Source organism: Pseudomonadota bacterium, assembly GCA_039028935.1.
In the GTDB taxonomy this organism is placed as follows: domain Bacteria; phylum Pseudomonadota; class Gammaproteobacteria; order Steroidobacterales; family SZUA-146; genus SZUA-146.
In genome coordinates this window covers 74,305-101,040 of record JBCCHD010000002.1, presented here as the reverse complement: position 1 = coordinate 101,040, position 26,736 = coordinate 74,305, and the positions used below count along the sequence as shown (strand labels likewise).

The window sequence follows — 26,736 nt, the reverse complement described above, 5'->3', positions numbered from 1 at the left end:
TGTACGAACAGTTTCGCACAATGACGGCACAATACGATTACTCGGTGGATGGACTTATCGCGAACAACGCGCGGCCCGTCGCAGAGAAATTAGAAATCAAGCACTTACAACATATCTATTCGGCTCGCACTGGACCGGCTTCAGAGCGTGTCCATGGCGTTCACAAACAGATGGACGAGGCCGTTACGCGGCGCGTTGGATGGCCATTCAGCACAAAGACTCAAACTTCCGAGCCTCCAGTCGGGCAATACGTACTTCAAGATTCCGGCTTTTACTGGCTCATCAGTCAAAAACTCGGGCAACGCAGCGATGCCCAAACCGGCTTCTACCAGCTTCAACAGTGCCCGCGCATCGTTGGATTGCAGGCGCACCTTGGGTTTCAACGTCACCGAGCCGGCGCCCGATCGGGCAAAGGAAATGCCACGCAAATGCACGGGCGCCAGCGCCAGCCAATCCCAGTCCTCCAGGTCATCGGGATGGTTCACGCTCGCGCGGCCCGCCCAATACGGTTGCGTAACGACAAGGCGCCGCTCGATCGTGGTTAGCACCCGCACATTGGGCGACACCGGCGCATCTCTCATAAGCCGAATGGCGACATCAAAACCATCATCGATCAATGCTTTGCGCGTATCGGAAAAGTCGACCGTTAAATGTATGCGCGGATATCGCACCAAAAAGGTCGCCAGACGATCCGCCACGACCGAGTCGGATAGCACGGATGGTAACGTCACGCGAAGCTCGCCGCTGGGTTCGCTTGACGATCCAGAAATGTCGATGAGTTCTTTATCGACAGCATCAAGCATAGCTTGTGTACTCACCATCAGACGCTCTCCCTCTGGCGTGAGCGTTAGTTTGCGAGTCGAGCGGTAGATGAGTGCCACGCCCAAATGTTTCTCTAATTGCGACACATGGTGGCTAACAACCGAGGGCGATAAATCCAATGCCTTGGCGGCGTTTCGAAACGAGCCGAGCTGCACGGTTCGTAAAAATATGGCGAGCTGTCGGTAACGATCAATCATTATTCAAGAATTTAGAACAGTTAATTGTAAGTGTCCCATCTTATCAATCTTAGCCTGCTTCTGCATACTGGCGCCGTTCACTTGGGCTTCCTGTGAAGCACTGATTTTTCTATTAATTGGAGAAACGTTATGGCAACGCTCACCCGAATTTTTGCGCTTATCGCCCTGCCATCGATCCTGATGGCGTGCGGCACGACAACCGGCCCCTCCCCTGAAAAAACCGCCGCTCAGGCCTTTTACGACTACTTGAGCAATCCCGGCTCGCCCGCTCAAGCCGAGGCGTTTAAACGGGTTGCCGCCGAAGATTGGCAAAGCATCGGCAACTACTCCGGCAATAACAAATCCCGCGATGCCTTCGCTGGGCAAATGGCTGGTTTTTCAAAGCTAATACCTGACCTGGATTGGGCCGTTCAGGATATGCATCAGGATGGCAACACCGTCGTCGTGCGCAGTCGTGCCACCGGCACACCAGTGGCGCCCTTGTTTGGCATTAACGGTGAAGGTCGCCGCTTTGACGTTCTGACTATCGACATTCACGAATTTGAAGCAGGCAAGATCGCCCGTTCCTACCATGTCGAAGATTGGTCTGGCGGTCTGCGACAGCTCACAAGTCCCGCGGTGGCCAAAGCCACGGCCGACGCCATTGAGGGTCAAGAGACCATGAAAGTGGTCATGGCGTTTATGCAAGCGATGGGCAGTGGCGATATGGAAACAATGATGGACCTCATGGCCGACGACATGGTTTGGCAAAATGAGGGGGACTCAGCCATTCCATGGATTGGACCATGGAAAGGTAAAGAACAGATCCTGTCCTTTTTGCAAACGTTCTCCACGGGGGCAAAAACAACGCTGTGGGAAAACGAAGACGTGAGTGCCTCCGGCGATACCGTTTCGATCTTTGGCAAGATGAAATTCATCACCACCCATTCGAATCAGGAAACGGACGAGTTCACGTTTGGGCTGCGCGCAAAAGTTCGCGACGGCAAAGTCGTGTTATGGAATTGGCTAGAAAACTCATACGATGTCAGTCGCACCTATCACGGTAAGTAGGCGCAGCACTAACTCTAGCGAATGACTAATTTGAAGCGGCTGGTTCCGAATTGTACGCAGGTCCCAGCCGCTTCTTGTTTTCGTCACGCAAACCGATCAACAACAGCTCACCGTCTGCGTCGATCCGAAATTCACCATAGCGCCCGTTCTCATAAATCTCGGCCGTGCCTTCCTGGAAAAAATAGGCGTCGGTGGCAAACTTGACCCGTCCTGAGCGCACGCGATAGGCAACGTGCACCACTCCCTCGCTGGCAACCGATGAGTCGGCTAAGCCAGCAAAGCGGCCGACACCCTCTTCAAGAGTTAATACTGCCCAGCCGTCAGCCGGCGCTAACCCGCGCGATTCTTCCGGTGGGACATCCGGTCGCAGCGCCTCGCTCAATTGATTGGTTACGGCAAAGCGCAAGCGCATGTAATCACCCTGCATAAGCGACCGAGGGTCAACCGGCGCCAGCTCGAGAAGCACGGTTTGTCCACTTTTGAGATGGTGTTCTTTTTTGTAAATGGCAACGTTCACATAGGCGAGTATGCCAACGAGAGCGGCAACGGCGACAAAGGCTCTCACAGACCGCTCTCCGACGTGGTTTCCGACTTACCGGGCAACACCCATCGTATGAGCAGCAAACTCACGCCGAGCGCCACAAATATGCCCGATTTAACCAGCAGCGTTTGCTCGAGCTGATAGTAATAAATACCGAAAAAGCCCAGCAGTACAACAAAGCCGATTCCGCTCAATACGGTGTTGCTGGCCGCAAAGCCCAGCAACAGCAAAATGACGCCGATGGTAATACCCGAGACATTAAACGACAGCGCGCCCAGCGCGATTGCGGCAAGCACCACCCAGCGTTGTTGACGCATATTGAGCGAATAGCGGCGCATAATGCCCCACACGGTATACAAAAGTGCGAAGAACACCAGTGCCTTACCCACCATCGGTAACTCATACCATTCGGCATCTGCCGGGCCGACGCCCACGGCGGCTCGCACATCATCAATTCGAACACCGAGCAAAGGAAACAGCGCAACGAGGCCTACGGCAAGTGTTGCGCCATAAGCAATCGCGGTATTGCGCGCCACGTGCCTGGGAAACAAATACTCGTTGAGCCAGACCGACGCGACACCGAACATCACCGTGCCCCCCACGAGATGGTGCAGCTCCGGACGCTGCAAAGCAAAGAACACGCACAGCACCGCGATACACGCCGACCAAACCCGATGCACAAAGCTGGGCACAACAAAACACAAACCGAGTTGAAACGCGGCAAAGAGCCAGAAGAAGGGCGCATCAAAATCACCCATGATCTCGTAAACGCCAATCGACATAAGCCCCTGACCGGCAAGACTCAGCGCCAACGCACTGTGCTCAAAGAAATCGTTCTGTAATGTGCGAAGCGCGATAATGGCCAGTGCCACAAGTATCAATCCGGTCGTCAACGCAACGGCTGGCTGATCGAACACGTTGCCAAACACGATGACTATGCCAACAAGTAAAAATAAGGATGCCGCCCAACCCGAGACGGCGAGCAGAAGTTTCACAAACCAAGGTGATTCTGGCTCTGGCAAAATCGGCGCCTCGCCACTCACCATACCGGCGCGCTCAAGGCGCTCCCAGACTGTGTTGGATGCGCCGCTCACGCTTGCTCCGCCAACATGGCCTTTTGGATCCGTCGAATCCAAATGGCAACCAGGGTACCAAGCCCCACAATAAGCATCGCCATCAGAATAAAAAGGCTGCCTTCATCGAGTCGAAACGAAAAGACTTTATCCCCAACGAACACCAGGAACACGAGCGCGAGCGATACGCAGGTACCTGCCACCACAAACAGATCAGCCTGTCGAAATCGATAAAAGAAATACAGCGCCGCGCAGAGCGCAAGCCAAGCAAACAAGGCGATGAGCGAGGCGGACTCGAATCGAAAAGTAACCGCTATGATCGCGACAATCGTAGCCGGGATGCCGGTAGCGAGCGCCATAATTCGCCGCGCATATTCCGACTGCATCCATTCATATTGAGGCCGGCAAAATTCCCAGAGCACAAGCGCCACGCCATTGTTTAACGCCAACACTGACCACAGTGTGACCTCAAACTGACTAAACAAACCATGCGCCAAAGCCGGGCGAAAAGCGTCCCAAAAGAGCATGACCGCGACATTGATCAGGCCCAATACCAGCAACCACTGCGGCGCAAAGCGCGACAGCACGGTCCAGGGCACAATCATGACCGCCCACATGGCAAACAATTGCCAAGGATCCACACCGGTTTGATACGTTTGACCAAACAAAGCAAGCAGGACACCCGTTAAAATACTGGCACTAAACAGTAATGCTTTGCCCAATGCTGGATTTTCGCGCCACCAAACATAGGCGGCCAACACAGCGATGAGCAGCCCCTGCACCAAGGCAAACTTCGCCAGACGATCCATGCCGTCCCAATTGTAGGCGAAGAAAAACAGTACACCGGCGGCGGCCGCCGATGCGCCCAACCACAACAGTAAGCCGTCAATAAACTGACGCCAACGCGCGAGGCTCGGTGCAATACCGGCTTCGGTCAGTGCATTAGCCAACTGCGCATCGAGCACATCACCGCGCTGTACAATGGCCAGAAACTGCTCGCGATCAGAAGTCATCGCTTCTCCTAGACAAAGCCTACGCCGAAGGTGGCGCCGATCGAAACGGACACCAAACCAACCGCCACGGCGTACCAGCAGCGCTGGCGCTCCTTGGGCGCACCCGCCGCCAGCTTCATGCCAACTAACCCAGTGATTGTGCCCACGACACCCACGAGCACCAGCCACGCGGTCAACAACACAAACACAAATCGTGCCTCAGGCTCAGGCGGCGCAATGACCAGATCAAACGCTTTTACACCGGCCCAAAAAAGACCGAGAAGTAAGAACAAAGTGATCATAAGCGCAATGAACGATACGGTACGTGCGGCACTAGATGCCGTTGAAGTCATGTTCCCCCCTTTGGTCGCGCCCGCTGAATTTATCACATGCACACACCGTTTGCGGCGGGTAGGCCGCAATCGAGACGGAATACGGGAAGTTACAAGATTTCGTTAGGTCGGCGCATAAGATAGTGCGCAACATACCACTGCGTGCCGTTGTCCATGGCGAAAAATTCAGCACACGCCATAAAGAACATGCGCCAGCGCTGAAACCACACGCGCGCCTGATCTTTGCCATAGGTGCGTTCAAAAACCGGCAATACTTCGTTTTCGGCTGCGTCCAGTCTCAACAACCAGGCATCGGCCGTTAGCGCATAGTGTTGCCCGGAGACGATCCAACTGTCCTCCATGACCAGGTCGTCCTGAAACTGTTCAAGCGTGTGCCGGGCGGGCATCAGCCCGTTCGTGAAAAAGTAACGCGCCATCCAATCTTGTTCACTGTTCACGGAAAAGGGATACATCACTTTATCGTGGCAAAAAATATGCACAAACAGTGTGCCGTTTGGTTTTAACCACTGTGCAATGCGCGACAAGAGCATTTGATAGTTGCGCATATGCTCGAACATTTCGATCGACACGACACGATCGAACTGGCGATTCGTTGAAAAGGTGTTCATGTCCGACGTGATGACATGAACGTTGTCGAGTTGTTTTGCGGCCGCGTGCTGTTCGATAAACGCGCGCTGTGACCGCGAATTAGACACCGCGGTAATGGTGGAATTGGGAAACTGCTCAGCCATCCACAGCGTCAGGCTGCCCCAGCCGCAGCCGAGTTCGAGGATGTTGTCACCGTCGATTAGTCCTGCCCGTTCGCACGTGAGCCGGAGCATATGCTCTTCAGCCTCGGCCAGTGAATCACACCTGTCCGGCCAATAGGACGAGCTGTACTTGAGTCGTGGTCCGAGCGTCTGCTGAAAAAAACGCGCGGGTAATTCATAGTGCTGCTCGTTCGCTTCGGTGGTGGACAGCGCGATAGCGCTTCGTTTGAGCGACGCGATCAGTTGATCAAAGCGCACCTTTTGAGCCACCGGGCCGCCCTCTAATTCGGCTTCGAGTCGATTGCGAATCGCGCGCCGCATACCCCACCGTGTTAGCCAGTCGGGAATCAGACCTTTTTCACACAAAGCGATCAGCGACACGTGTCGTCCTCGGCATCAAGCGCGTTCGGCATAGTGCGCGCACCGTGCTGTGCCCGTTTCGAGCTCCGGGTCACGGGTGGCGACCTGACGCGCACCTCGATACTATGAGATACGCTGCGTGACAACTGTATCAAATACGCCGGGACGCGCCCCACTATGATTACAATCGCTTCGCTTCATTGCTACCCGGTAAAAGGCCTGCGCAGTATCGACCTCACGCGGGCCACGGTGCTCGACCGCGGGTTCGCCTACGATCGTGAATGGATGATTGTTGATGAGAATCATTCGTTTATTACTCAGCGCCAGGCAAATATCATGGCGACGATCACCACCCGACTCACCGATACGCATCTGGTGCTCGAACACGAATCGGCCCAACCACTGGCGATCGAGCTGGATCACACGTCCGGGGACACATATGCGGTAAAGGTGTGGAAAGACACGTGCGAGGGCGTTGATCAAGGCAATGAGGCCGCTGACTGGCTCTCGGCCCTGCTCGCTACCAATGGGTTTGACCGCGTGCGACTCGTGCGCTTCGCCCCGAGCGGAGAGCGGCCGGTGGAACCCGACTATCTGGATGGCGACGAGGCGCACGTTGGCTTTGCGGACGGCTATCCTTTCCTGGTGGCCAATACCGCCACGCTTGCCCACTTAAATAGCCTGCTCGATGACGCCGTGCCAATGAATCGATTCCGGCCGAACATCGTCCTCCATGGACTGCCAGCCCTCGACGAGCATCGACTGGTGTCTCTTGACGTTAAGGCCCGGGGTGTCCACATGCGACTACCCAAGCCCTGCCAGCGCTGCAAAGTCACGACGATCGATCAACAGACCGGCGTTGTGGCCGACTCCCGTGAGCCGCTCAAAACACTGGTGCGTTCACTGTCACTCGACGGGCTGATCGGCGGCTTCTTTGGTCAAAATGGCATCGCCACTTCGGGAATGGGCACGGCGCTCGAACTTGGCGATGAAGTCACCGTGACCTATACACCTGATTGATCACCCAGCGCCTGAGCACGCTTCTTACCGGACTGAGCGTCGCCCGATCGTGCAACGAACACGCCGCGCATCACGCCGGCAGAGCAAACAACGCGTATCAGAGTATCGACTGCCACAGCAAAACGGTCAGTACGCTCAACACGGTCGTGACACTCAGCATGGCCACAATCAGTCGCTCTGAAAAACCAGCTTTGATACCGATCAGTCCTGCGGTGATCATACTGGGCATGGCGGCCTGCATGACACTCGCCGTCATCGCCGGTGCACTGACGTCCAGGGTGCGCGCCACGCCATACACTAGAAGCGGCGCAAGAATGAGCCGTGTAAGCACCCCGATCGACAAGGGTAATCGCAGCGACTGCGGCACGCGGAACCTGAGCGCAAAGCCGACAATAAAGGCCGCGAGCGGCCCCATGAGTGACCCGAGCACGCTAAGTGGCCCTACCACGATGGCGGGTAGCGTCGTGGCATCCATCAAAAAGATAGCCACCATCAACACCGGAAACGGTACGAACGTAATCACTTGCCGTACCATGCGAAAAAGCCGATCGACCGCCCGTTCCCCAGGCACTTGACTGTAGAGCGCAATCACAATGGAGGCATAGATAACGAGCGCTAGAAAGTTGCCGAACTGGTCATAGAACGCGCCGTAGGCGACCACCGTATCGTCGAATAACGCATCGAGCAGTGGCACGCCCAAGTACGCCGAGTTGGAGAGCGGCGCGACGAGCAACAGCGCGCCCGTTACGTTGGACGACCAGCCCAATGCGCGCGAACATATCCACACCACCGCCGCCGAGAAAAGAATGACGCCCCACGCCGCCGCGACCGGCGCAATGGCATTGAAATCCAGCGCCAGAGCGGGCACTTTGAGCAAAATTACGGCGGGCAGCGCCGCGTTGATAATAAAGGTATTGATTCGCTGTGGCGTAGAGGGACCAACCCACCGGAAGCGACGGGCTAAAAGCCCAAACGCCAACCCCACGGCCAGTAGCGTAAAGGTCACGGCTAGCCGTTTCGCGGTGGCATTCGCGAACGACCGTCATGGGCGACATGCGGCATTCTTTGTCGCACGGCCAGCCGACTGACGCGCATCGCGGCGGCCAGATCGGCAACTTGCCCAGTGAACGACACGCTCAATGTTCAACAAGCGTATTGAGTCGAGCCTGGATCAGATCGAGTCGCAGATCGGCCGCACCACCAGGCGATACGCGTTTATTCAGGCTATCGCTTGGCGACAGATCATCAATTTCATCCAACCCCTCTTTCACCAGCCGATACGCCTGTCGAAACGGGATGTTCTTGGCAGCAAGTTCCACCGCGATATCCGTCGCGAACATACCTCGATCCATTGCCTTACTCATGGTTTCAACATTGAACGTTACCGTTTCCAACAGTTCCGGCATGAGCCGAAGCGCGCCCAGCGCATGCTGCACGGCGCGCAGCAACGGTCCTTTGGTGTTCTGTAAGTCCCGATGATAACCACTCGGCAACGATAGGTTTGCGGTTAATTCGGTCATCGCGCCGTCGACCACACCAAACGCCGCACGCAGCAACTCGATCACATCCGGATTGCGTTTGTTCGGCATAATCGACGACCCAGTGGTGTAGGTGTCGGGCAATGACACGAAATCGAACTCGGCCGTGGTAAATACGCTCAAATCCCAGGCCAGTCGACGCACATCCAGCAGCGCCTGAGAAAACGCGCTGAGCGCCTGCAGTTCAAACTTGCCTCGACTGTTCTGCGCATAAATCGGACTCACCTGCAAACGCTCAAAGCCGAGCTCCCGAGTAGTGAGCGCGCGATCGAGCGGAAGATTGACGCCGTAACCAGCGGCCGTACCCAGTGGATTACTGCTGATCCACTGCGCCGTCTGCGACGCCAACTCAGCATTATCCACAAAGGCCTCTGCAAACGCGGCAAACCACATGCCCACCGACGACACCACGGCACGTTGTAGATGGGTGTACCCGGGCATGGGCTGATCCATACCCTTTTCGGCCCGTGCCAGGCAAATGGCGGCGCTCGCCACGCTAAGTTGTTTGAGTTCAGCCAGACTGTGCAGCATGAAAAGCCGTGTGGCGACCAGCACTTGATCGTTACGGCTTCGGCCAGTGTGCACTTTGCCGCCCAACTCACCGATGCGTTCGGTTAGCCAGTGCTCAATGGCCGAATGCCCGTCTTCAAACTCACTGGTCAGCGTTAATTTACCCGAAACAAAATCAGCGGCAATGACATCGAGCGTGTCGCAAAGCGTGCCGCACTCCTGGGCGGTCAGCACCGCAATGCTCTCCAGTCCCCTCACGTGGGCCTGGGTCGCACGCACATCAAACAAAAACAGCTGTTGGTCGAGAGTCACATCCTCACCCGCCAAAAACTGCATGATGCGTTCGTCCAGCGACGTACCGTCGCTTTGCCAAAGCAGATTAGCCAAGTCGTATTCCTTCCAGTTCGTTAAGACCACAAGCAAGATTCATGTTTTGCAACGCCTGCGTCGCGGCCCCCTTAAGCAGGTTGTCGAGCGTGCAATGCACGACCGCACGAAGGCCGTCTTCACTCACCGCAAACCCGCCGAGCGTCGCGCCGGACCGACCCACACTCGCGTTGACCATCGGCACGTCTTCTGTGAGTTCGATAAGCGCCTCATTCGCGTACAGATCGGTGTAACGCAACTGCAGGGCCTCAAGACTCACCGGCGCTTGGAATCGAGCGTTCACGGTCATAAGAATGCCACGAAAAAAGGACGCCACATGTGGTGTAAAGTGCACGTCGGCGCCAAGCTGCCTACCCACCTCTCGCTCATGAATGTGATTGATGGTTTTATACGGAATGAGATTCTTATCGAGTTCAGTGGGATTGTTATAGCGACTTTTCTTCGTGCCCGCACCGCTGTAACCCGATACGCCGAAACACGCCGCCGGCCCATCCAATAGGTCGCGTATGGGGTATAGCGCCAGCTGCATCGCGGTGGCATAGCATCCTGGGTTGCTGATGCGCGTATGACCAGCCGCTTGAGCCCGAGTCAGCTCAGGCAAACCGTAGTACCACTCATCGTCAAAACGATAATCGGCGCTCAGATCAATGACGATGGTGGATGCCGGAAGCGCGCTGGCAAAGCGTGCCGCCAATTCGTTGGGCAGTGCCAGCACAACAATATCGACCTCGCGTTCAGCCAAATCCTCCGGCTCGAGCCGCTCAAATTGCAGATTGCTCGAACTGCCTGGCACCGCGCGACGCAACAGCTGTCCATGCAGTGCACGCGAGCTTGCGTAGGCTAACTCGAATTCCGCATGACCCTGCATCGCGCGAATAAGCTCACCCCCAACAAAGCCACGAGCGCCAACGAGTCCAACCTGTTTCATAATCGTTCCACATCACTGTTTGTCGCTCGGCCGCTGATCCGGTAAGTCTACCGATGCGCGCTGATTTGGCGACGTTAACTGCGCGCCAAGGTGGCAGGCGTTTTGACAGCCGCCTCCACGCAACGTTCTACCTGTTTCAAGTCGTTAAGGCCATACCAAAATACATTCCAGTCCGAGGTTTTGATCACACCATCTGCCTGGCGAAAGTAAAATGAATTGATCGGATTGTTGGGACGCGCACGCCAAAAAAGCTGCGTATGACCATTCCGTACCGCGTCCCACACCGCTTTGCCGAGGCCTTCCCCTTGTGCTTTATCGGTGACCGCAAACTTGTCGAGCCACGGCACTCCGTCATTCGTTGTGATCACTGCGGCCGCGCGGTAATTCTGACTGACGTAAGCGGCGAGCAAATTCTTCTGCTCGGCGTAATTGTCAATAAGGCGGCGTCCGAAGCTCGATTCTATGAGCTCACGTAGTTTGCCTTCATCGACGGAGTGCCAACCCGTATGCGCGTTGATCGACTCGCCTACTCGAATCAGCGTGCCCGACCCCTTGTGGGTGAACAGTTCACGAGCGAGAAAATCGGGCTGGGTAATCGACACCGATGACGTATCCGGCAAGTCACGCAACAGATTCGCGATTTGCTCCACTTTGAGACGCATACCGGAGTGCAGCCACTCTTGTTGCAGTAACTGCTCAAGATCGGTGGACAAATTGACGGACGAAATGATGCGGCCTTCGCCATTGAGGATGCCGCCGGTTTCGGTGAGAAAGATAATTTTGTATGGCTGAAGCGCTCGCACTAACGCGTTGGTGACCACATCGGCATTGATATTGACGATCTGACCATCTGGCGTTTCGCCAAGCGGCGACACGATGGGCAGCATACCGCCGTCCAAACAGTGGCGGATGACATCGAGGTGGACGTCGGTAATTTTACCCACCATGCCATATCGACCGTCGTCCAAAATCTCCGCTTCGAGTACACCACTGGTAATGGGCGCCGCGCCAGTATTAGCGTCGCGCAGCGCTTCGACGATGTTCATGTTTTGTTGGAGAAATACGCGCCGAGCGTGTTTGAGCACCTCGGGCGTGGTCACCCGATAGCCATCCACCACCTGCGAATCGATATTGTGCTGTGCCAACGCCGCATTGAGCTGAGGGCCGGCGCCATGCACAACGATGGGTGTCAAGCCTACGCGCTGTAAGAAAACCAGCGCCGACGTCAGCGCAGGCAACGACGAGGATAAAATCGCACCGCCTACTTTAACCACCGCAAACTTATCGACATCGAGGTCAGAATAGCGTTTTAAATATTGCTGAATCTCCTGCTCGCTCCCCATGGTATTGAGCAGTCGATGGATAATTTCGCGTGTTTGCTTATGCGGCGCCATGATTCAGTATCCGTTCGTAGTGTTCGGTCATAACCTCAAGTTCACCACAATCCACCCATTCATCGGCGGTATGAGCTTGCGCTATGTCCCCCGGCCCCCACACCACAACGTCACAGCCGGCTTTCGCAAACAGCGCCGCTTCGGTCCAAAAATCAACCGCCTCGCCCACTGGGCCATCGAGACGCGCCACCAGATCATCAGACGTGGCGGTCAGTGACGGCGCGATAAAGCCGGGCGTCAACATGGCCCTCGGATAGTCACCAGCGAGTGTCTCGAAATGGCGCACCAACTCCGATTGATCGTCACCGGGTAGCGTGCGCAAGCCAAACTTGAGTTCCGCAGAGGGTGCAATCATGTTGGGCTTGATGCCGCCATTGAGCGTTCCGAGATTAAACCGCACACCCATTAAGTTCTGGTAAGTACGAGACTGCTGCTCGTCGGCCCATCGCAGTGCGCGATGGCTAAAGTGCACGGCTTGATGGAGCGCACTGTCGCCTACCTGCTGCTGCGAGGAGGCGTGACCTGCAGCACCTTTGAATGACACCGACGCGGTCACAATACCGCGATGCGCGCGCACGATGCGCGATTGGGTGGGTTCAGCGACAACCACCTGCTGAAAACCATGCGGTTGAGCCAGATAGGTGTTGATACAGTGACTGTTGCCGGCTTCCTCATCGGACGTAAAGAGCAACGCGACATCGCCAGCACTGTGCGCGGCTGCCGTAAGCATGCACGCCGCGGCGCCTTTAATATCACACGCACCAAGACCCGTGGCGCGCTCATTGCTTACCGACAACACAAACGGGTTGTGCGTCCAGTCTTCATTAACCGGTACCGTGTCAACATGAAAGTTAAACAACAGGTCAGGGTTGCCGCGCACGCTGAGCAAACTAATGCGCCCTTCGCCATGATTCCACAGCGTATGTTCGAACCGAGGCAGACTCTGCTTTAGATAGGCAAATAAGCCAGTTTCATCAAATGCGCGAGGTGGATTGCATGTGTCGAAACCCACGAGTGCCTCAAGATGGCCCAAGATTTCTGCGCGATAAGTCACGTGTCCGATACTCCTGCACCGTTGATCTGCGCCCACAGAGCGGAGCTTTGACCAAATAACTTGATGAAGCCCTCGGCCTCCTCCACCGACCAGTCGGCATGTTGCGCATAGCCTGCGGTGCCTGTGGTTAGTAAGTGTGGTGAGTCAATCGCCACCGCCTCCACCATGCCACCCGCGGTACGCAGCGTGACGGTGCCGTTCACGCACTGCTGTGACTGGGTGAGGTAGGCCTCTAGGTCGTGTTTAAGCGGATCATAAAAGAAACCCTGGTAGACAAGCTCGGCCCACTTTGTTGCCACAACCGACTTGAACGCGTTCTGCTGCCGCGTACTGGTGGCCTCTTCCAAGGCGCGATGCGCAACGTCGAGTGCCGTAATGCCCGGCGCCTCAAATACGATGCGTCCTTTAAGACCAACGGTGGTGTCCCCCGTATAGATACCCCGACCAACGCCGTACACCCCGAACTCGCGGTTCAGCGTGGCGAGCAAATCCGGGCCACTCATTGGCGAGTTGTCGAGTGCCACCGGCACGCCGCGCTCAAACGTCACATCGATTCGCAGTGTTTCAGACGGCCATACGCTCGCCGGTTTCGTCAACACCCGCGCACCTTCACCGGGCTCCTTCCACTCGTCAATTTCAGAGCCCGAAAGCGTCACACCCATCAGATTCTCGTTGATGGTGTACTGGTCAGTCTTGTCCGGTACATCGAAACCCAGTGCTTCGAGTTGCGCCTTCTCGTACTCGCGTACATTGAGTCCCTTTCGTTGGATAGCACGAATGGGCGCGATGATGTTGTAGTCGCCCAGCGTTTTTACCGTTAAATCGAAACGCACCTGGTCGTTACCCATGCCGGTGCAGCCGTGGGCAAAGTGCTTGGTACCCAACCGATCACACAATGCCAACGACGCTTTAACAATGACATAGCGATCAGAACACAGCAGCGGATACTGACCTTGGTACCATCCACCAGAACGAATGAGCGGTATGAGCACTTCATTCCACACGTCATGCGAGGCGTCAAAACAGTGGTGTTTCTCAGCACCGAGTGCCATGGCGCGCGCTTCGATGCGTTCAACCTCATCCTGGCCGACACCGCCGGTGTCAACAAAGAGCGTGTGCACCTCAAAGCCTTGTTCACGCAACCACGGCACACAAAAGCTCGTATCCAAACCACCGGAAAAGGCAAGTACTACAGACTGGGACATCAAACACTCCTCGATCGTGACGTTAATCGTGTCGCTCGACCTGGCCCCGATCGATTGGCCATGGGTCGTGACGTACTCTCCAGCGTGTTCCTTCTTTGTACTGACTCGACGTTCATTCGTCGTTCAACTTAAACGACGCGTGTTCATTCAGGCGCATCATGAGCGCTTTTTGAACGTGTAAACGATTTTCGGCCTCATCAACGGCCATGCAGTAGTCAGCGTCCATCACCGCGTCAGTGGCTTTTACATTGCGGCGAAGCGGCAAGCAATGACTAAATCGAGCGTTGTTTGTCCGCGCCATCTTTGCTTCGTCGACGATAAAATGCCGATGTTGCTCGCGCATGGGCTGCTCTTCGGGCCATCGGCCAAAATAGGGCAAGGCGCCCCAACTCTTGGCGTACACCATGTCGGCACCGTCATAAGCGGCGGCGATGTCGTGCGTCACCGTGAGCGTTTGCCCCGCCGCGGCACTGAAATCTTTGGCGGCCTCCATGTAGTGTGCGTCGAGTAAATACTCTTCGTTCGGACACAATAAGGTGACATCCATACCGAGCTTGGTTGCGATCAACAAAGCGGAATTGGCGACGGCGGAATTCAGTGGTTTGGGGTGATATGTCCACGTGAGCACGAATTTGCGATTGGCTAACGTGCCAAAGTGCTCTTGCATCGTCATGGCCAATGCCAGCTCCTGACAGGGATGGACAATAGTTTCCATATTAATGACAGGCACCGTGGCGTATTCGGCGAACGACTGAATCACGCGATCCTGGCGATCGAGCTGCCAGTTTTCAAATTTGGGAAAACACCGGACGGCAATGAAGTCGCAGTAGCGAGACAATACCTGCGCCGCCTCGGCCACATGCTCCTCGGCCACGCCGTCCATCACCTCGCCCAAATCAAACGCCAAAGGCCAGGCATCTTTACCGGGTGTTAAAACAATGGCTTTTGCGCCGAGCTGATGCGCACCCAATTCAAACGATGTGCGGGTGCGCATAGAGTTGTTGAAAAAGAGCAACGCAATGCTTTTGCCCGCAAGCGCGTTGTTGATCGGTTCTCGCTTGAGGTCCGCAGCCATCGACAGCAGATTTTGCAATTCAGACTGACTCCAGTCCTCGGTGGATAAAAAGTGCTTCATCAATGCTCCTGTTTATGCTGCATTGCCATAGTTTAGACATAAAAAAAACCCGACCAAATGGCCGGGTTTTAAATACACTCGCATTCGCGTACTAACCAGCCTCGGATAAAACTCCGGAATTGCGCCGCGGTGCGCGGCGGGGAACAATATAGACTGGGTACGGTAAATGCATTGCTGCCTCTTTCTCATCACGGTTGCGGATAAGTACAACCGCAGGGCCAATGTGACACGGAGTTATGGTGAGTTGCAATAATTGCTTATGAAACCGTAACTAAACTCAGTCTACTGAGAAAATTGTTTATATATGCACTAAATTGGTGCCTATCGCGCCTTCCATATATGAGCTAATTCCTTCTTTTTATTAGCCGGCTTGGTTTCAATTGCATCCGTTGCATTGCGTTGCAACAAACTCTACATTTATGGGCCGTCTCGTTCCGCGCAGGCAATCTGCGCAAACGTTCGACGCCTGACCAGACTCATGCCGTCTCGCAGACTGGCGCTTGGTGAATGACCCAGCGCTCGATTCGCTCACGGCGACGGATGACGGTTCAGCCCGTCGGCCCTGGGCGAACTGACCGGCCGACGAGACGGGCCGAACGCGCTACCCGCCACGGAATGTGGGTTGTTGAGTGATGCAACATCGGGGGAAAGATTGAACAACGCACCGGGTTTATACGACAGCCGTTTCGAGAAGGACAGCTGTGGCTTTGGCCTGATCGCTCATCGTTTCGATGAACGATCCCACGGCATTATCGCGTCGGCAGTCAGCGCGCTTAGCCGCCTTACGCATCGAGGTGCCGTCGCGGCCGACGGCAAAACCGGCGACGGTTGCGGCCTGCTCCTGCGTAATCCCGAGCCATTCTTTCGCCTAATCGCCAATGAACAAAACATCGATGTCGGCCACTTGTTCGCGGTGGGTGTTGTGTTTTTACCTGCTGATGACCAATTGGCCGAACCCGCCAGGGCCCGGATTGAATCCGAATTGCGCGCGGCAAATCTGCACCCCGCCGGCTGGCGGTTGGCGCCGCTCGATCCGGATGCGTGTGGCGAGGAAGCGCTTCGCACCTTGCCACGCATCGAACATGTGTTTGTCAACGCGGCGGACGATAATCGCGCCACGTTCGAACGTCAGCTTTTTCTTGCACGTCGCGCAATCGAACAACAGGTCGAATTGGAACGCTCCGACACCTACATCGCCAGTCTGTCGCCAGATGCGGTGTCGTACAAAGCGATGGTGATGCCCGAGTACCTCGATCAGTTTTATGAAGATCTGCGCGACGAACGTCTCACCACTTCGGTTTGCATTTTTCATCAGCGATTTTCCACCAATACGCTACCCCAATGGAAACTCGCTCAGCCGTTTCGCCTGCTCGCGCACAACGGCGAAATCAACACCATTCAGGGCAACCGCAACTGGGCGCAGGCGCGGCGAGCGCTATTTCAGTCGCCACTGATTCCCGGGCTCGAGCGGTTTTCTTCGCTGGTCGGGATGGCCGGATCCGACTCGGCCTCGCTCGACAACATGCTCGAAGTACTCGTGATGGGCGGCATGGATGTGGTCCAGGCCATGCGATTGTTGGTACCACCGGCCTGGCAGACGGTCGACGCGATGGATCCCGATGTGCGCGCGTTTTACGAATTTTACGGCCCGCACCTGGAGCCCTGGGACGGTCCGGCCGGTATTGTGTTGTCGCATGGCAAGTACGCCGCCTGCATTCTCGATCGAAACGGGCTACGTCCAGCGCGCTACACGATGACCACGGACAACTTGATCACCATCGCGAGCGAAACAGGCGTTATTGAGTATCCGCCGGAAGACGTCGTCGCCAAAGGCAAGCTTGGCCCCGGTGACATGATCGCCATCGATTTGGCGAGCGGCGAACTGCTCACCAACGAGCTGATTGAAAAGAAGCTTGCTGCTCGAGCCCCCTATAAGTCTTGGCTAAAAGAGGGTGTGCGCTATCTCGACACCGATCTAATCGATGTCCGTCTCACCGCCGAGCCGATGGATGACGCGACGCTTAGCGTTTACAACAAAATGTTCGGCATCTCGTTCGAAGAGCGCAACGAGGTGATCCGCGTGTTAGCGCAGGCACAACGCGAGGCGGTCGGATCTATGGGTGATGATGCGCCCATCGCGGTGATGTCGCAAAAAGCGCGCTCGCTGTACGACTACTTCCGCCAGCAATTTGCCCAAGTGACCAACCCACCCATCGATCCTCTACGTGAGTCGATTGTCATGTCACTGCAGGTGCAGGTCGGCAAAGAGATCAATGTATTCGAACCTAAGCCCGAGCACGCCGAACATATCGTGCTCAACTCGCCGGTACTGTCTCAGCGGAAACTGCGCCAGCTAGTGTCGGATGATGGCATGGCCATTGCACATACGATGATCGATCTGAATCGCCCTCTGGAGCAAAACTTGGCCGACGCGATCAACGACATATGTGATGAAGCCGTCGAGTCCGTGCGCGATGGCAATCTCATTTTGTTGCTCAGCGATCGTTACCTAAAAGAGTCGCTCTATCCTGTGCACGCGTTGCTCGCAACCTCAGCCGTTCATCATCGGCTGGTGCAGGAGGGCTTGCGCTGCCAGTGCAATATCCTGGTCGAAACGGGTACGGCGCGCGATTCACATCACTTTGCGTGTCTTTTAGGTTTTGGTGCGACGGCCGTCTACCCTTACATGGTTTACCAAACGCTCACCGAGATGGTGCGCACGGGCGAAGTGCATCACGATCTCACGCGCTCGCAGCTTGGTCGTAGCTATCGGCGTGGTATTCGAAAAGGCCTGCTCAAGATCATGTCGAAGATGGGCATATCCACCGTGTCGAGCTATCGCGGTGCGCAGCTGTTTGAAATCGTGGGACTCGATCAAAGCGTCGTTGAGCGTTGCTTTCCCGGCACGGTGAGTCGCATTGAAGGGGCGAGCTTTACGGATCTAGAGAATGACCAGCGGCTGTTAGCCAAACAGGCCTGGAATGTCACGCAACCGATCGATCATGGCGGCCTGCTGAAACATGTGTACGGCGGTGAGTACCACATGTACAACGCCGATGTGATCGGCGCACTGCAAGCGGCGGTACGCACCAATGACGAACACGAATATCAACGCTTTGCGCAACTTGTAAACGAACGACCGCCGTCGACACTGCGCGATTTGCTGCAGATTGAATCACCCGAACGCGCCATCGCAGTGGAAGAGGTCGAGCCCATCGAGGCGATTACCCCGCGCTTCGACTGTGCCGGTATGTCGCTGGGCGCATTGTCGCCCGAAGCGCATGAAGCGCTCGCAATCGCTATGAATCGACTCAATGCGCGCTCCAATTCCGGCGAAGGCGGTGAGGATAAGGCGCGATACAACACCGAGAAGGCGTCGAAGATCAAACAAGTGGCCTCTGGTCGTTTTGGTGTGACACCGGCCTATCTCACCAGCGCGGAAGTCATTCAGATCAAAATGGCGCAGGGCGCCAAGCCCGGGGAAGGCGGCCAGCTCCCTGGCCATAAGGTCGACGAGATGATCGCTCGGCTGCGCTTTGCTAAACCGGGCGTGGGCCTCATTTCGCCACCGCCTCATCACGACATTTATTCAATTGAAGATCTTGCGCAACTCATTTTCGATCTCAAACAGGTCAATCCAACCGCGCTGGTCTCGGTCAAGCTCGTCGCGGAACCTGGGGTGGGAACGATTGCAGCCGGCGTGGCCAAGGCCTATGCCGATCTGATAACCATCTCAGGACACGATGGTGGCACTGGCGCCAGTCCGCTGACGTCCGTGAAATACGCTGGCAGCCCTTGGGAAATTGGCTTATCCGAGGCGCATCAGACGCTGCGCTTTCACGATTTGCGCGGCAAGGTTCAACTGCAAGCGGACGGCGGTCTCAAAACCGGGCTCGATGTGGTTAAGGCGGCACTGCTGGGCGCCGAGACGTTCGGGTTCGGCACAGCGCCACTGGTCGCATTGGGATGCAAGTATTTACGAATCTGTCATCTCAATAACTGCGCGACGGGCGTCGCGACACAGAACAAGACGCTGCGCGAGAAGCACTTTATTGGGCTGCCCGAGATGGTCGTCCATTACTTCCAGTTTGTGGCGCAGGAAGTGCGAGACATTCTTGCGCTGATGGGATTTACTCGGCTGGAAGACATCGTAGGGCGCGTCGATCTGCTCAAAGAGCTCGACGGCATTACCAGCAAACAAAGCCGACTCGATTTGTCGCCACTGATTTCCGACGGTCCAGCGCTGGCCAGCATCACGCATGTTTGCGTGAGCGAGTCGAACGACCCGTTTGATAAGGCCGAGCTTGCCGAACGCATGCTCGACGACGTGAGCGACGCCATCATCAACAAAAGCGGTGGCACGTTTCACTATGAAGTGCGCAACTACAACCGCTCGATCGGTGCCCGATTGTCCGGAGAGATCGCCCGTGCGCACGACGATTACGGGATGTCCGACAAGCCCATTACACTTCAGTTAAGCGGTTCGGCCGGCCAAAGTCTCGGCGCCTGGAACGCGGGTGGTCTGCATATTTATCTAGAGGGCGACGCCAACGACTACGTGGGCAAGGGCATGGCCGGCGGCAAGATCGTGGTGCGTCCACCGCAACACTCGTCGTTTAAGTCGCAAGACACCGTGATTCTGGGCAACACGTGTTTATACGGCGCCACAGGCGGCGAACTGTATGCGGCCGGCCAAGTCGGCGAACGGTTCGGTGTGCGCAATTCGGGCGCTACGGCAGTCGTGGAGGGCGCTGGCGATCATTGCTGCGAATACATGACCGGCGGTGTGGTCACCGTACTTGGCGACACCGGCATCAACTTTGGTGCCGGCATGACCAACGGCTTCGCGTATGTGCTGGACAAGCGGCGCGACTTTGTTGATCGCTACAATCACGAGCTAATCGATATTCATCGCATTACCCAGGAAAGCATGGAAGCGCAACTGCATCACCTGCATGGTCTCATCGTGCGCCACCAGCAAGAAACCGGTAGCACCTGGGCGCAGCATATTCTGGATGATTTTCGCACTTACCTGCCTCTGTTTTGGATGGTTAAACCCAAGGCCGTGGGGCTTGATCAACTGCTGGAGGCCTTGCGTCGCGCCGCGTAGAACTTATGAGTAAGAATCCCCTTCAGTACCTGGACATTCCGCGCACCGACCCTGAAAAGTCGCCGGTTGCCGAACGCGTGCATCACTTTCGCGAAATTTACGGCCATTACAATCAGCAAGGCGCCACCGAACAGGCGGGCCGCTGCATCTCGTGCGGGGTGCCTTTTTGTGAGTGGAAGTGCCCGGTACACAACCACATTCCAGCGTGGCTCGATCTGTTGGCCAAAGGCAATCTGTTCGAAGCCGCCGAGATGTCCCATAAGACCAATTCGCTACCGGAAATATGCGGACGTATTTGCCCGCAAGATCGGTTATGCGAAGGGGCGTGCACGCTCAACGACGGTCTAGGCGCAGTCAGTATTGGCAACATTGAGCGTTTCATTACCGATGAAGCACTGCGCCAAGGTTGGCGCCCCGACATGTCGGCGGTGAAATTTACCGATAAGCGCGTGGCGATTGTCGGCGCCGGACCCGCCGGGCTGGCGGCGGCTGATATCCTGGTGCGTAACGGCGTTAAACCCGTGATCTATGATAAATATCCGCTCGTTGGTGGGCTGCTAACCTTCGGCATTCCGCCATTCAAACTTGAGAAGCAGGTGGTCGATACACGACGCCAGATTCTCAGTGAAATGGGCGTGGAATTTAAAATGGGTGTCGAAATCGGCAAGGACCTGGCGTTCGACGCACTGCTCGACGACTACGATGCGGTGTTTTTGGCAATGGGTGCCTACACAGCCGTCAGCGGCAACTTGCCGGGCGAAGCGCTACCCGGTGTGCATCAAGCGCTTCCCTTTCTGATCGGCAACATTCATCGCGAGCTGCTGCTGCCTGGAGCGGCTGACCAGTTTGTCGATATGCGCGGCAAACATGTGGTTGTTCTGGGTGGAGGTGACACCGCGATGGACTGCAATCGAACCTCCATTCGACACGGCGCGCGCTCAGTCACCTGCACGTACCGCCGCCCGGAAGACAGCCTGCAGGGTTCGCGACGCGACTATGTGGCCAGTTGTGAAGAAGGCGTGTCGTTCGAGTTTAACGCTCAGCCCATTGAAATCATGGGTGAGAAAAAAGTAGAAGGGGTTAAGATTGTCACGACGCGCCTCGGACCTAAAGACGCTCGAGGGCGTCAGGTAACCGAGAATATTGACGGCACTGAGCGAGTGCTCAAGGCCGATGCCGTGATCATCGCCTTTGGTTTTCGTCCCAGTCCAGCCGCCTGGTTCAGCCACCACAACATCGAACTACTCGATAACAATCTCGTTAAAGTCGAGCGCAACCCCCACACACCCTTTCAAACCACCAATCCCAAGGTGTTCGCCGGTGGGGACATGGTGCGGGGCGCCGACCTGGTGGTGACCGCGGTGTTTGAAGGACGGGAAGCCGCCCGTGGTATTCTTAACTATCTAGAAGTGCACTAGTTACGACCTTCGCTCGCTTAGAGAACAGGCGATGCCCGTCGAGTCGAAACGCACTACCGGCACACTGATCACCAGGTTTGTTCCATGACCACCGATGTGAAACTGTTTATCGCCTTACTCGCGCTACCGCTAGTCGTGGCAATGTTCGAGTTCGGCTGGTTTGTTGCGCTGATGCTCGTACTGGTTTGGCTTGTGCTCCGCTGGGGCGCAACGCTTCAGGGCTTGATGCGCCGGGGTAACCCTGAGATTCAGCTCGACACCATTGCGGTGAGCCACTTTGTGGAGAAGGTGCGCTGGTGCCTGGATCGCGCGGACATACCGTACAAAGAGCACCAAAGCGTGGGGTCAATGGGCGCCTTTTTCACCGGTCGTTCCGTACCTCGACTGCGTGTACACACCGGCGCGGTGACCACATCAATCGGCAACTCGCCCGAGATTCTTCGCTATCTTTGGGGACGGTATGCCCATGAAGCACCCGAAAAACGGGCGTTCTTGGCACCCACGCCAGAGCGTGTCGCGTTTGAACAAACGCTGGATCGCTATGGCGTCAATCTGCAGGTGTGGGTGTACTCGCACATGCTCAAACACCCGGAAAAACTCGATATCCTTTGGGGCCTTAACGACCCTAATACGCCTGCGTTTCAGCGCGCATTCGGCCGGCTCGTGGCGCCTTTGCTGCGCACCATGATCGCCAAGTCATTCCGCATCACGCCAGGCAATGTCGAAAAGGCCAAAGGCTTCATTGAGAAGCTGCTGGCCGATACCGAATCGCGACTTGCGCAGAATGGCCATCTGGTTGACGAAACGCGCAGTTTCGTTGACTACGCGTTTGCGGGCATCTCGAGCCTCTGGCTGCAACCGGAAGAGTTTGGCGGCGGCGCTGCCGACAATGTTCGACTCGGTGCCGAGGATATGCCCGACTCGCTGATCGCCGATGCCAACGAGTGGAAGGCCGCTTATCCACTGTCCGTTGAGTTTATGCAATCGCTCTACCGCCACGAGCGCCGGCGAACGGCGCCGCTTGCTGAAGCCGCCTGATTCACCTGTGCAGGCTCGTCGCAGCCGTCACCGCCAGCGGATAGTCCAAAGGGGTATGCCAAAGTGTGGGTAATCCAAGTATCATGCTTCACATGATGACGACTGCGCGTCGGGTCTTATACGCGTTCGAGCAAAACGGGAATCCAGTATGACTTTCTTACCAGCGCCCATTTTGGGCAGCATCAGTATGCTGTTGTTTGTGCTGAATTTGACGTTCTGGATCATACCGTTTTACGCCATCGCTATCGTTAAATTGCTCGTCCCACTACCGATCGTGCGCAATGCCTGCTTTCGAGGTCTAGAGACGATTGGCGAGAGTTGGATTTGGTGCAACCGCATGATGGTCAGAATCCTCAAGATCGATTTTGATATTCGCGGTGTTGATGGTCTTAAACACAATGATTGGTATCTACTGGGCAGCAATCATCAAAGCTGGAATGACGTGTTTATGCTGCAGGTGGCGCTCAACCGACGCATTCCGTTCCCTCGATTCTTCCTTAAAAAGAATCTCATTTGGGTACCGCTACTGGGTTTAGCCTGGTGGGCGCTTGAGATGCCGTTCATGAAACGCCATTCGCGCAAAGAGATTGAAGCCAATCCAACACTGCGTGCGGACGACCTCGAAGCCACCCGCAAGGCTTGCGCCAAACTGCACGACTATCCGGCCACCGTCATTAACTTTCTCGAAGGCACTCGATTTACTCGGGCCAAACACGCGCAACAACTCTCGCCTTATCAGCATCTGCTCAAACCCAAAGCCGGCGGACTGGCCTTTGCCATTTCGGTACTGGGCAACAAAATGAAAAACTACCTAGACGTCACGATCGCCTATCCCACCGAGCTGAGCTTCTGGGACTTTATGTGTGGCCGCATGCGCAAAGTGGTCGTTAAAGTGCAGCATGAGATCCTTCCTGACTGGATATTCAACGGCGATTACCTTAACGACTCGGCCTTTCGCGACCGCTTCCAAACCTGGGTGAACGAAAAATGGCAGGCCAAAGACAATGAGCTTAAGCGTCTAATTGCGGAGCTCGCTCCCTACAAACCCGCCTGATTACTCGTTTACTTTCTCCCTTTTATTTCAACTGTTTGCTCCTCTTTGGCTCGAAGGCCACACGACCGTCGGCGCGATTGTGCGATGCGTGATGACCCGCCCAACTGACCACATGTCGGGCGTCACGCGGTGTCGATACATAAACCGGCACCAATTACGGTAAACTCCCGGTCTGGTATGAAACGGGAAGAACAATGACCGAAACAATAAAAAAATCAGGTGGCTGGCTGGGTACCGTTGAGCGCGTAGGCAATAAACTGCCCGATCCCGCCATCCTTTTTGTCGCCCTGCTGTTTATCGTTTGGGTGCTGTCGTGGCTGCTATCGTATGTGAGTTTCGACGTAATCGATCCGCGCTCCGGGGAAAAGCTGGTTATCAATAACCTGCTGTCCGGATCAGCCTTTACCGAGTTTTTATCGGTAATGGTGACGAACTTCTCGCATTTTCATCCGGTGGGCGTGGTGCTCGTAGCCATGCTGGGAATCGGCGTGGCTGAACACACAGGCTTTATCAACGCCGGTCTTCGAGCGCTGCTGAATGTGACGCCAGCCAAACTCATCACACCGATGGTGATCGTGGTGGGGATCGCTAGTCACGCCGCCGCCGACGCGGGTTATGTGCTTGTTATCCCGCTGGGTGGCGTCATTTTCTACGCCGCCGGTCGACATCCGCTCGCGGGCATCGCGGCCGCGTTTGCCGGTGTTTCGGGCGGTTTTTCAGCCAGCTTCATACCGTCTTCGATCGATCCTTTGCTGCAAGGCCTCACTCAAGCGGGCGCACAGATTCTCGATCCCGACGTCACACTCAATCCACTCAATAATTATTTCTTTACGACGGCCTCATCGGTTCTGATCGTGGCATTGGGCTGGTTTGTTACGGACCGAATCGTCGAACCGAGGCTGCAGAGCCAGGAAATCGACGGAGACGCCGAAGATCTACCCGAAATGAAAAATCTCGAGGAAGCGGAACGCAAAGGTCTGCGGTGGGCGGGCATCTCGATGTTGCTCGGGGTTATTGTCCTTATCGCCACCTCGCTGCCCGCCGGCTCGCCTTGGCGCGACGCAACGGGCGACATATCCAGTTTTCAGGCGCCACTGATGCGATCGATTGTGTCGCTTATCTTCTTGCTGTTCCTGATTCCCGGCATTGTGTTTGGTGCCGTGTCCGGTTCGATGAAGGGATCTAAAGACGTGATTGTCGGTATGACAAAGTCAATGAACAGCATGGCGTACTACCTGGTCATCATGTTTTTTATCGCTCAGTTTGTGTATGCCTTTGGTCAGTCCAATCTCGGTGTGCTGCTCGCGCTCAAAGGGGCCGCGGCGCTCAAAGCGTTGGCGTTACCCTCGTCGATCACCATCGTCGGCATTATTTTGCTTACCGGATTTGTAAATATTTTCGTCGGTTCCGCGAGTGGCAAATGGGGGCTGCTTGCGCCCATTTTTGTGCCGATGCTGATGCAGCTGGGCATTTCGCCTGACCTCACACAGGCCGCCTATCGGGTCGGCGACTCGAGTACCAATATCATCACTCCGCTGATGCCTTACTTCCCATTGGTGGTGGTGTATTGCCAGCGTTACGTTAAGAGCACCGGAATTGGCACGCTAACGGCCATGATGCTGCCTTACTCGCTGTCGTTCCTGGCCCTGTGGTCGGTGTTCTTACTGCTTTACTCGTTTGCCGGCATACCGCTTGGCATTCAGTCAAGCTATGCCTATCCCTAATCAAATTATCGAATTCGAGCTGCCTCGTTGAGTGAAACCTCAACGAGGCAGCACGATGATGACAGGCAGGGATAGCGATTATCGCGAGTGCGTTTTTAAGATCCCGTCGCAATGCATGTCAATCAGTCCGTATTGCGTTTGCGCGTCGGCATGTCCGAAGGACATGATTCATTCATTGCAGCGTCGTTTGAATCGATCAATACGTTTCGTTACACCCCTGCATTCCTTGACAGAAAGCCAGTTGCCAAGAAAGGCGTGCGCAGTCGATTTTCTTTTCATTTGCAACGCTAGTTAGTTTGACCCCGATTGTCGCGTTGATCTTCCGCCTGGATCCTAGAGTGAGCATAGCGAAACCGCTTGAGGTATCCGCGTAGTGCTCAGCATGCCATTGCTTTACGACAAAGAAATTCAGGCGCCGAGTGTCATCCAATACGTCAATCCTGCGACAACAACCCCAACCGCGAACGCCATTCCCAACCGAGAATGTCCAATACTCTCCTCTTCGGGCACAACATCGGCCGACTTCCGGCCGCTGAACATGGCTCGGATAAGGCCTTCTTTTTTGACCAACACGTGATACAACACCGCCGCGATGTGAATGCCGACCAACACGAGAATCAGATTGATCGCAGTATGATGGATTCTGTTCATCCAGCTGGCGAACTCCACCGACACCGCCATGGCGTAAGGCCCGGCAAACATGATTTCGTCATCCACAAATAACCCACTGACTGCCTGTAAGCTCAGCAGGGCAAGCGTCATAAAAATCATGATGCTACCAAGCGGGTTGTGACCGACCGTTTCCTTTGCCTCGCCACGTGCAACGCGTTTTAGGTAGGCCACCACTCGACCCGGTGTCGGGAAAAAGGCCAAGAAGCGCGCATGCCGAGTGCCAACAAAACCCCACACGATACGAAACGCGAGCAAACCGATCATCCAGTATCCAAGCCAAAGGTGCAGCTGACGCGCGTCGTAGCCGATTTTAGCGGTGACATACGACGCCAGCAGACTCAACGCTAACAACCAATGAAATAGGCGCGTCGGCAAGTCCCAGACAAGTCGAGTTGTGGGTTTATCCGTCAAA

Annotated in this window: 21 protein-coding genes; 7 read left to right on the top strand and 14 right to left on the bottom strand. The window is 55.7% G+C overall.

Features of this window, described 5'->3' with window-relative positions:
* Positions 1 to 140 precede the first annotated feature (140 nt).
* Positions 141 to 1,019, bottom strand: coding sequence for a LysR family transcriptional regulator (locus tag AAF465_01600; GenBank protein ID MEM7081417.1), 879 nt, complete (start codon positions 1,017 to 1,019; stop codon positions 141 to 143).
* 129 nt (positions 1,020 to 1,148) lie between these two features.
* On the opposite strand from AAF465_01600, the gene AAF465_01595 reads away from it, so the two are divergent.
* On the top strand, positions 1,149 to 2,069 hold the full coding sequence (locus AAF465_01595) for a nuclear transport factor 2 family protein (GenBank protein MEM7081416.1): 921 nt from the start codon (positions 1,149 to 1,151) through the stop codon (positions 2,067 to 2,069).
* Positions 2,070 to 2,094: 25 nt separating this feature from the next.
* On the opposite strand, the gene AAF465_01590 is transcribed toward AAF465_01595, so the two are convergent.
* The 5 genes from AAF465_01590 to AAF465_01570 form a co-directional block, all read right to left on the bottom strand.
* The gene (locus tag AAF465_01590) at positions 2,095 to 2,634 is read right to left on the bottom strand and encodes a GDYXXLXY domain-containing protein (GenBank protein MEM7081415.1); all 540 of its coding nucleotides are present in this window, start codon (positions 2,632 to 2,634) and stop codon (positions 2,095 to 2,097) included.
* Entirely contained in the window at positions 2,631 to 3,704 is a 1,074-nt protein-coding gene (locus AAF465_01585) for a DUF4401 domain-containing protein (GenBank protein ID MEM7081414.1), read from the bottom strand. Before AAF465_01585 ends, AAF465_01590 begins: the two co-directional genes overlap by 4 nt.
* Entirely contained in the window at positions 3,701 to 4,696 is a 996-nt protein-coding gene (locus AAF465_01580; protein ID MEM7081413.1) for a DUF2157 domain-containing protein, read from the bottom strand. Before AAF465_01580 ends, AAF465_01585 begins: the two co-directional genes overlap by 4 nt.
* 8 nt (positions 4,697 to 4,704) lie before the next feature.
* A complete protein-coding gene (locus AAF465_01575; GenBank protein ID MEM7081412.1) occupies positions 4,705 to 5,028 on the bottom strand; it encodes a hypothetical protein in 324 nt (107 codons plus the stop codon).
* 89 nt (positions 5,029 to 5,117) lie between these two features.
* Positions 5,118 to 6,098: a cyclopropane-fatty-acyl-phospholipid synthase family protein gene (locus AAF465_01570; protein ID MEM7081411.1), complete on the bottom strand. Its 981-nt coding sequence runs from the start codon at positions 6,096 to 6,098 to the stop codon at positions 5,118 to 5,120.
* 216 nt (positions 6,099 to 6,314) lie between these two features.
* Here AAF465_01570 and AAF465_01565 point away from each other — a divergent pair, with 216 nt between their 5' ends.
* Complete coding sequence (locus AAF465_01565) at positions 6,315 to 7,157, top strand: MOSC N-terminal beta barrel domain-containing protein (GenBank protein MEM7081410.1); 843 nt, start codon at positions 6,315 to 6,317, stop codon at positions 7,155 to 7,157.
* A gap of 97 nt (positions 7,158 to 7,254) precedes the next feature.
* Here AAF465_01565 and AAF465_01560 read toward each other — a convergent pair whose 3' ends face one another.
* The 7 genes from AAF465_01560 to AAF465_01530 all read right to left on the bottom strand — a co-directional run bounded on the left by AAF465_01560 (position 7,255) and on the right by AAF465_01530 (position 15,308).
* Positions 7,255 to 8,163 carry an AEC family transporter gene (locus AAF465_01560; GenBank protein ID MEM7081409.1) on the bottom strand — a complete coding sequence of 303 codons (909 nt, stop codon included), beginning with the start codon at positions 8,161 to 8,163 and terminating at the stop codon, positions 7,255 to 7,257.
* A 130-nt stretch (positions 8,164 to 8,293) separates the two neighbouring features.
* On the bottom strand, positions 8,294 to 9,592 hold the full coding sequence (gene argH / locus AAF465_01555) for an argininosuccinate lyase (GenBank protein MEM7081408.1): 1,299 nt from the start codon (positions 9,590 to 9,592) through the stop codon (positions 8,294 to 8,296).
* On the bottom strand, positions 9,585 to 10,520 hold the full coding sequence (gene argC, locus AAF465_01550) for an N-acetyl-gamma-glutamyl-phosphate reductase (protein MEM7081407.1): 936 nt from the start codon (positions 10,518 to 10,520) through the stop codon (positions 9,585 to 9,587). Before argC ends, argH begins: the two co-directional genes overlap by 8 nt.
* A gap of 74 nt (positions 10,521 to 10,594) precedes the next feature.
* The gene (locus tag AAF465_01545) at positions 10,595 to 11,914 is read right to left on the bottom strand and encodes an acetylglutamate kinase (protein ID MEM7081406.1); all 1,320 of its coding nucleotides are present in this window, start codon (positions 11,912 to 11,914) and stop codon (positions 10,595 to 10,597) included.
* On the bottom strand, positions 11,901 to 12,968 hold the full coding sequence (locus tag AAF465_01540) for an acetylornithine deacetylase (protein MEM7081405.1): 1,068 nt from the start codon (positions 12,966 to 12,968) through the stop codon (positions 11,901 to 11,903). Before AAF465_01540 ends, AAF465_01545 begins: the two co-directional genes overlap by 14 nt.
* Positions 12,965 to 14,173: an argininosuccinate synthase gene (locus tag AAF465_01535; GenBank protein MEM7081404.1), complete on the bottom strand. Its 1,209-nt coding sequence runs from the start codon at positions 14,171 to 14,173 to the stop codon at positions 12,965 to 12,967. The genes AAF465_01540 and AAF465_01535 overlap by 4 nt, the downstream gene beginning before the upstream one ends.
* Positions 14,174 to 14,285: 112 nt before the next feature.
* Positions 14,286 to 15,308, bottom strand: coding sequence for an N-acetylornithine carbamoyltransferase (locus AAF465_01530; GenBank protein ID MEM7081403.1), 1,023 nt, complete (start codon positions 15,306 to 15,308; stop codon positions 14,286 to 14,288).
* 625 nt (positions 15,309 to 15,933) lie between these two features.
* Between AAF465_01530 and gltB the strand changes: the two genes are divergently transcribed.
* From gltB to AAF465_01505, 5 genes are all read left to right on the top strand, one after another.
* Entirely contained in the window at positions 15,934 to 20,418 is a 4,485-nt protein-coding gene (gene gltB / locus AAF465_01525; GenBank protein MEM7081402.1) for a glutamate synthase large subunit, read from the top strand.
* Between the two features lie 5 nt (positions 20,419 to 20,423).
* Positions 20,424 to 21,836 (top strand): FAD-dependent oxidoreductase, encoded by a 1,413-nt coding sequence (locus tag AAF465_01520; protein MEM7081401.1) that lies wholly within the window; start codon positions 20,424 to 20,426, stop codon positions 21,834 to 21,836.
* An 84-nt stretch (positions 21,837 to 21,920) separates the two neighbouring features.
* Positions 21,921 to 22,874 carry a glutathione S-transferase family protein gene (locus tag AAF465_01515; protein MEM7081400.1) on the top strand — a complete coding sequence of 318 codons (954 nt, stop codon included), beginning with the start codon at positions 21,921 to 21,923 and terminating at the stop codon, positions 22,872 to 22,874.
* 148 nt (positions 22,875 to 23,022) lie between these two features.
* Complete coding sequence (locus AAF465_01510; GenBank protein MEM7081399.1) at positions 23,023 to 23,928, top strand: acyltransferase; 906 nt, start codon at positions 23,023 to 23,025, stop codon at positions 23,926 to 23,928.
* Positions 23,929 to 24,122: 194 nt separating this feature from the next.
* Complete coding sequence (locus AAF465_01505; protein MEM7081398.1) at positions 24,123 to 25,652, top strand: AbgT family transporter; 1,530 nt, start codon at positions 24,123 to 24,125, stop codon at positions 25,650 to 25,652.
* 408 nt (positions 25,653 to 26,060) lie between these two features.
* Here AAF465_01505 and AAF465_01500 read toward each other — a convergent pair whose 3' ends face one another.
* Positions 26,061 to 26,735, bottom strand: a complete 675-nt coding sequence (locus AAF465_01500) for a cytochrome b/b6 domain-containing protein (protein MEM7081397.1) — start codon at positions 26,733 to 26,735, stop codon at positions 26,061 to 26,063.
* Between the last annotated feature and the right edge of the window lies 1 nt (position 26,736).

What these genes read in the sequence shown, in the direction of transcription:
- AAF465_01580 (MEM7081413.1), bottom strand. Translation starts at nt 4,696, where the DNA reads ATGACTTCTGATCGCGAGCAGTTTCTGGCCATTGTACAGCGCGGTGAT.
- AAF465_01510 (MEM7081399.1), top strand. Translation starts at nt 23,023, where the DNA reads ATGACTTTCTTACCAGCGCCCATTTTGGGCAGCATCAGTATGCTGTTG.
- AAF465_01545 (MEM7081406.1), bottom strand. Translation starts at nt 11,914, where the DNA reads ATGGCGCCGCATAAGCAAACACGCGAAATTATCCATCGACTGCTCAAT.
- AAF465_01505 (MEM7081398.1), top strand. Translation starts at nt 24,123, where the DNA reads ATGACCGAAACAATAAAAAAATCAGGTGGCTGGCTGGGTACCGTTGAG.
- AAF465_01595 (MEM7081416.1), top strand. Translation starts at nt 1,149, where the DNA reads ATGGCAACGCTCACCCGAATTTTTGCGCTTATCGCCCTGCCATCGATC.
- argC (MEM7081407.1), bottom strand. Translation starts at nt 10,520, where the DNA reads ATGAAACAGGTTGGACTCGTTGGCGCTCGTGGCTTTGTTGGGGGTGAG.
- AAF465_01565 (MEM7081410.1), top strand. Translation starts at nt 6,315, where the DNA reads ATGATTACAATCGCTTCGCTTCATTGCTACCCGGTAAAAGGCCTGCGC.
- AAF465_01575 (MEM7081412.1), bottom strand. Translation starts at nt 5,028, where the DNA reads ATGACTTCAACGGCATCTAGTGCCGCACGTACCGTATCGTTCATTGCG.
- AAF465_01535 (MEM7081404.1), bottom strand. Translation starts at nt 14,173, where the DNA reads ATGTCCCAGTCTGTAGTACTTGCCTTTTCCGGTGGTTTGGATACGAGC.
- AAF465_01570 (MEM7081411.1), bottom strand. Translation starts at nt 6,098, where the DNA reads ATGCGGCGCGCGATTCGCAATCGACTCGAAGCCGAATTAGAGGGCGGC.
- AAF465_01520 (MEM7081401.1), top strand. Translation starts at nt 20,424, where the DNA reads ATGAGTAAGAATCCCCTTCAGTACCTGGACATTCCGCGCACCGACCCT.
- AAF465_01530 (MEM7081403.1), bottom strand. Translation starts at nt 15,308, where the DNA reads ATGAAGCACTTTTTATCCACCGAGGACTGGAGTCAGTCTGAATTGCAA.
- AAF465_01515 (MEM7081400.1), top strand. Translation starts at nt 21,921, where the DNA reads ATGACCACCGATGTGAAACTGTTTATCGCCTTACTCGCGCTACCGCTA.
- AAF465_01600 (MEM7081417.1), bottom strand. Translation starts at nt 1,019, where the DNA reads ATGATTGATCGTTACCGACAGCTCGCCATATTTTTACGAACCGTGCAG.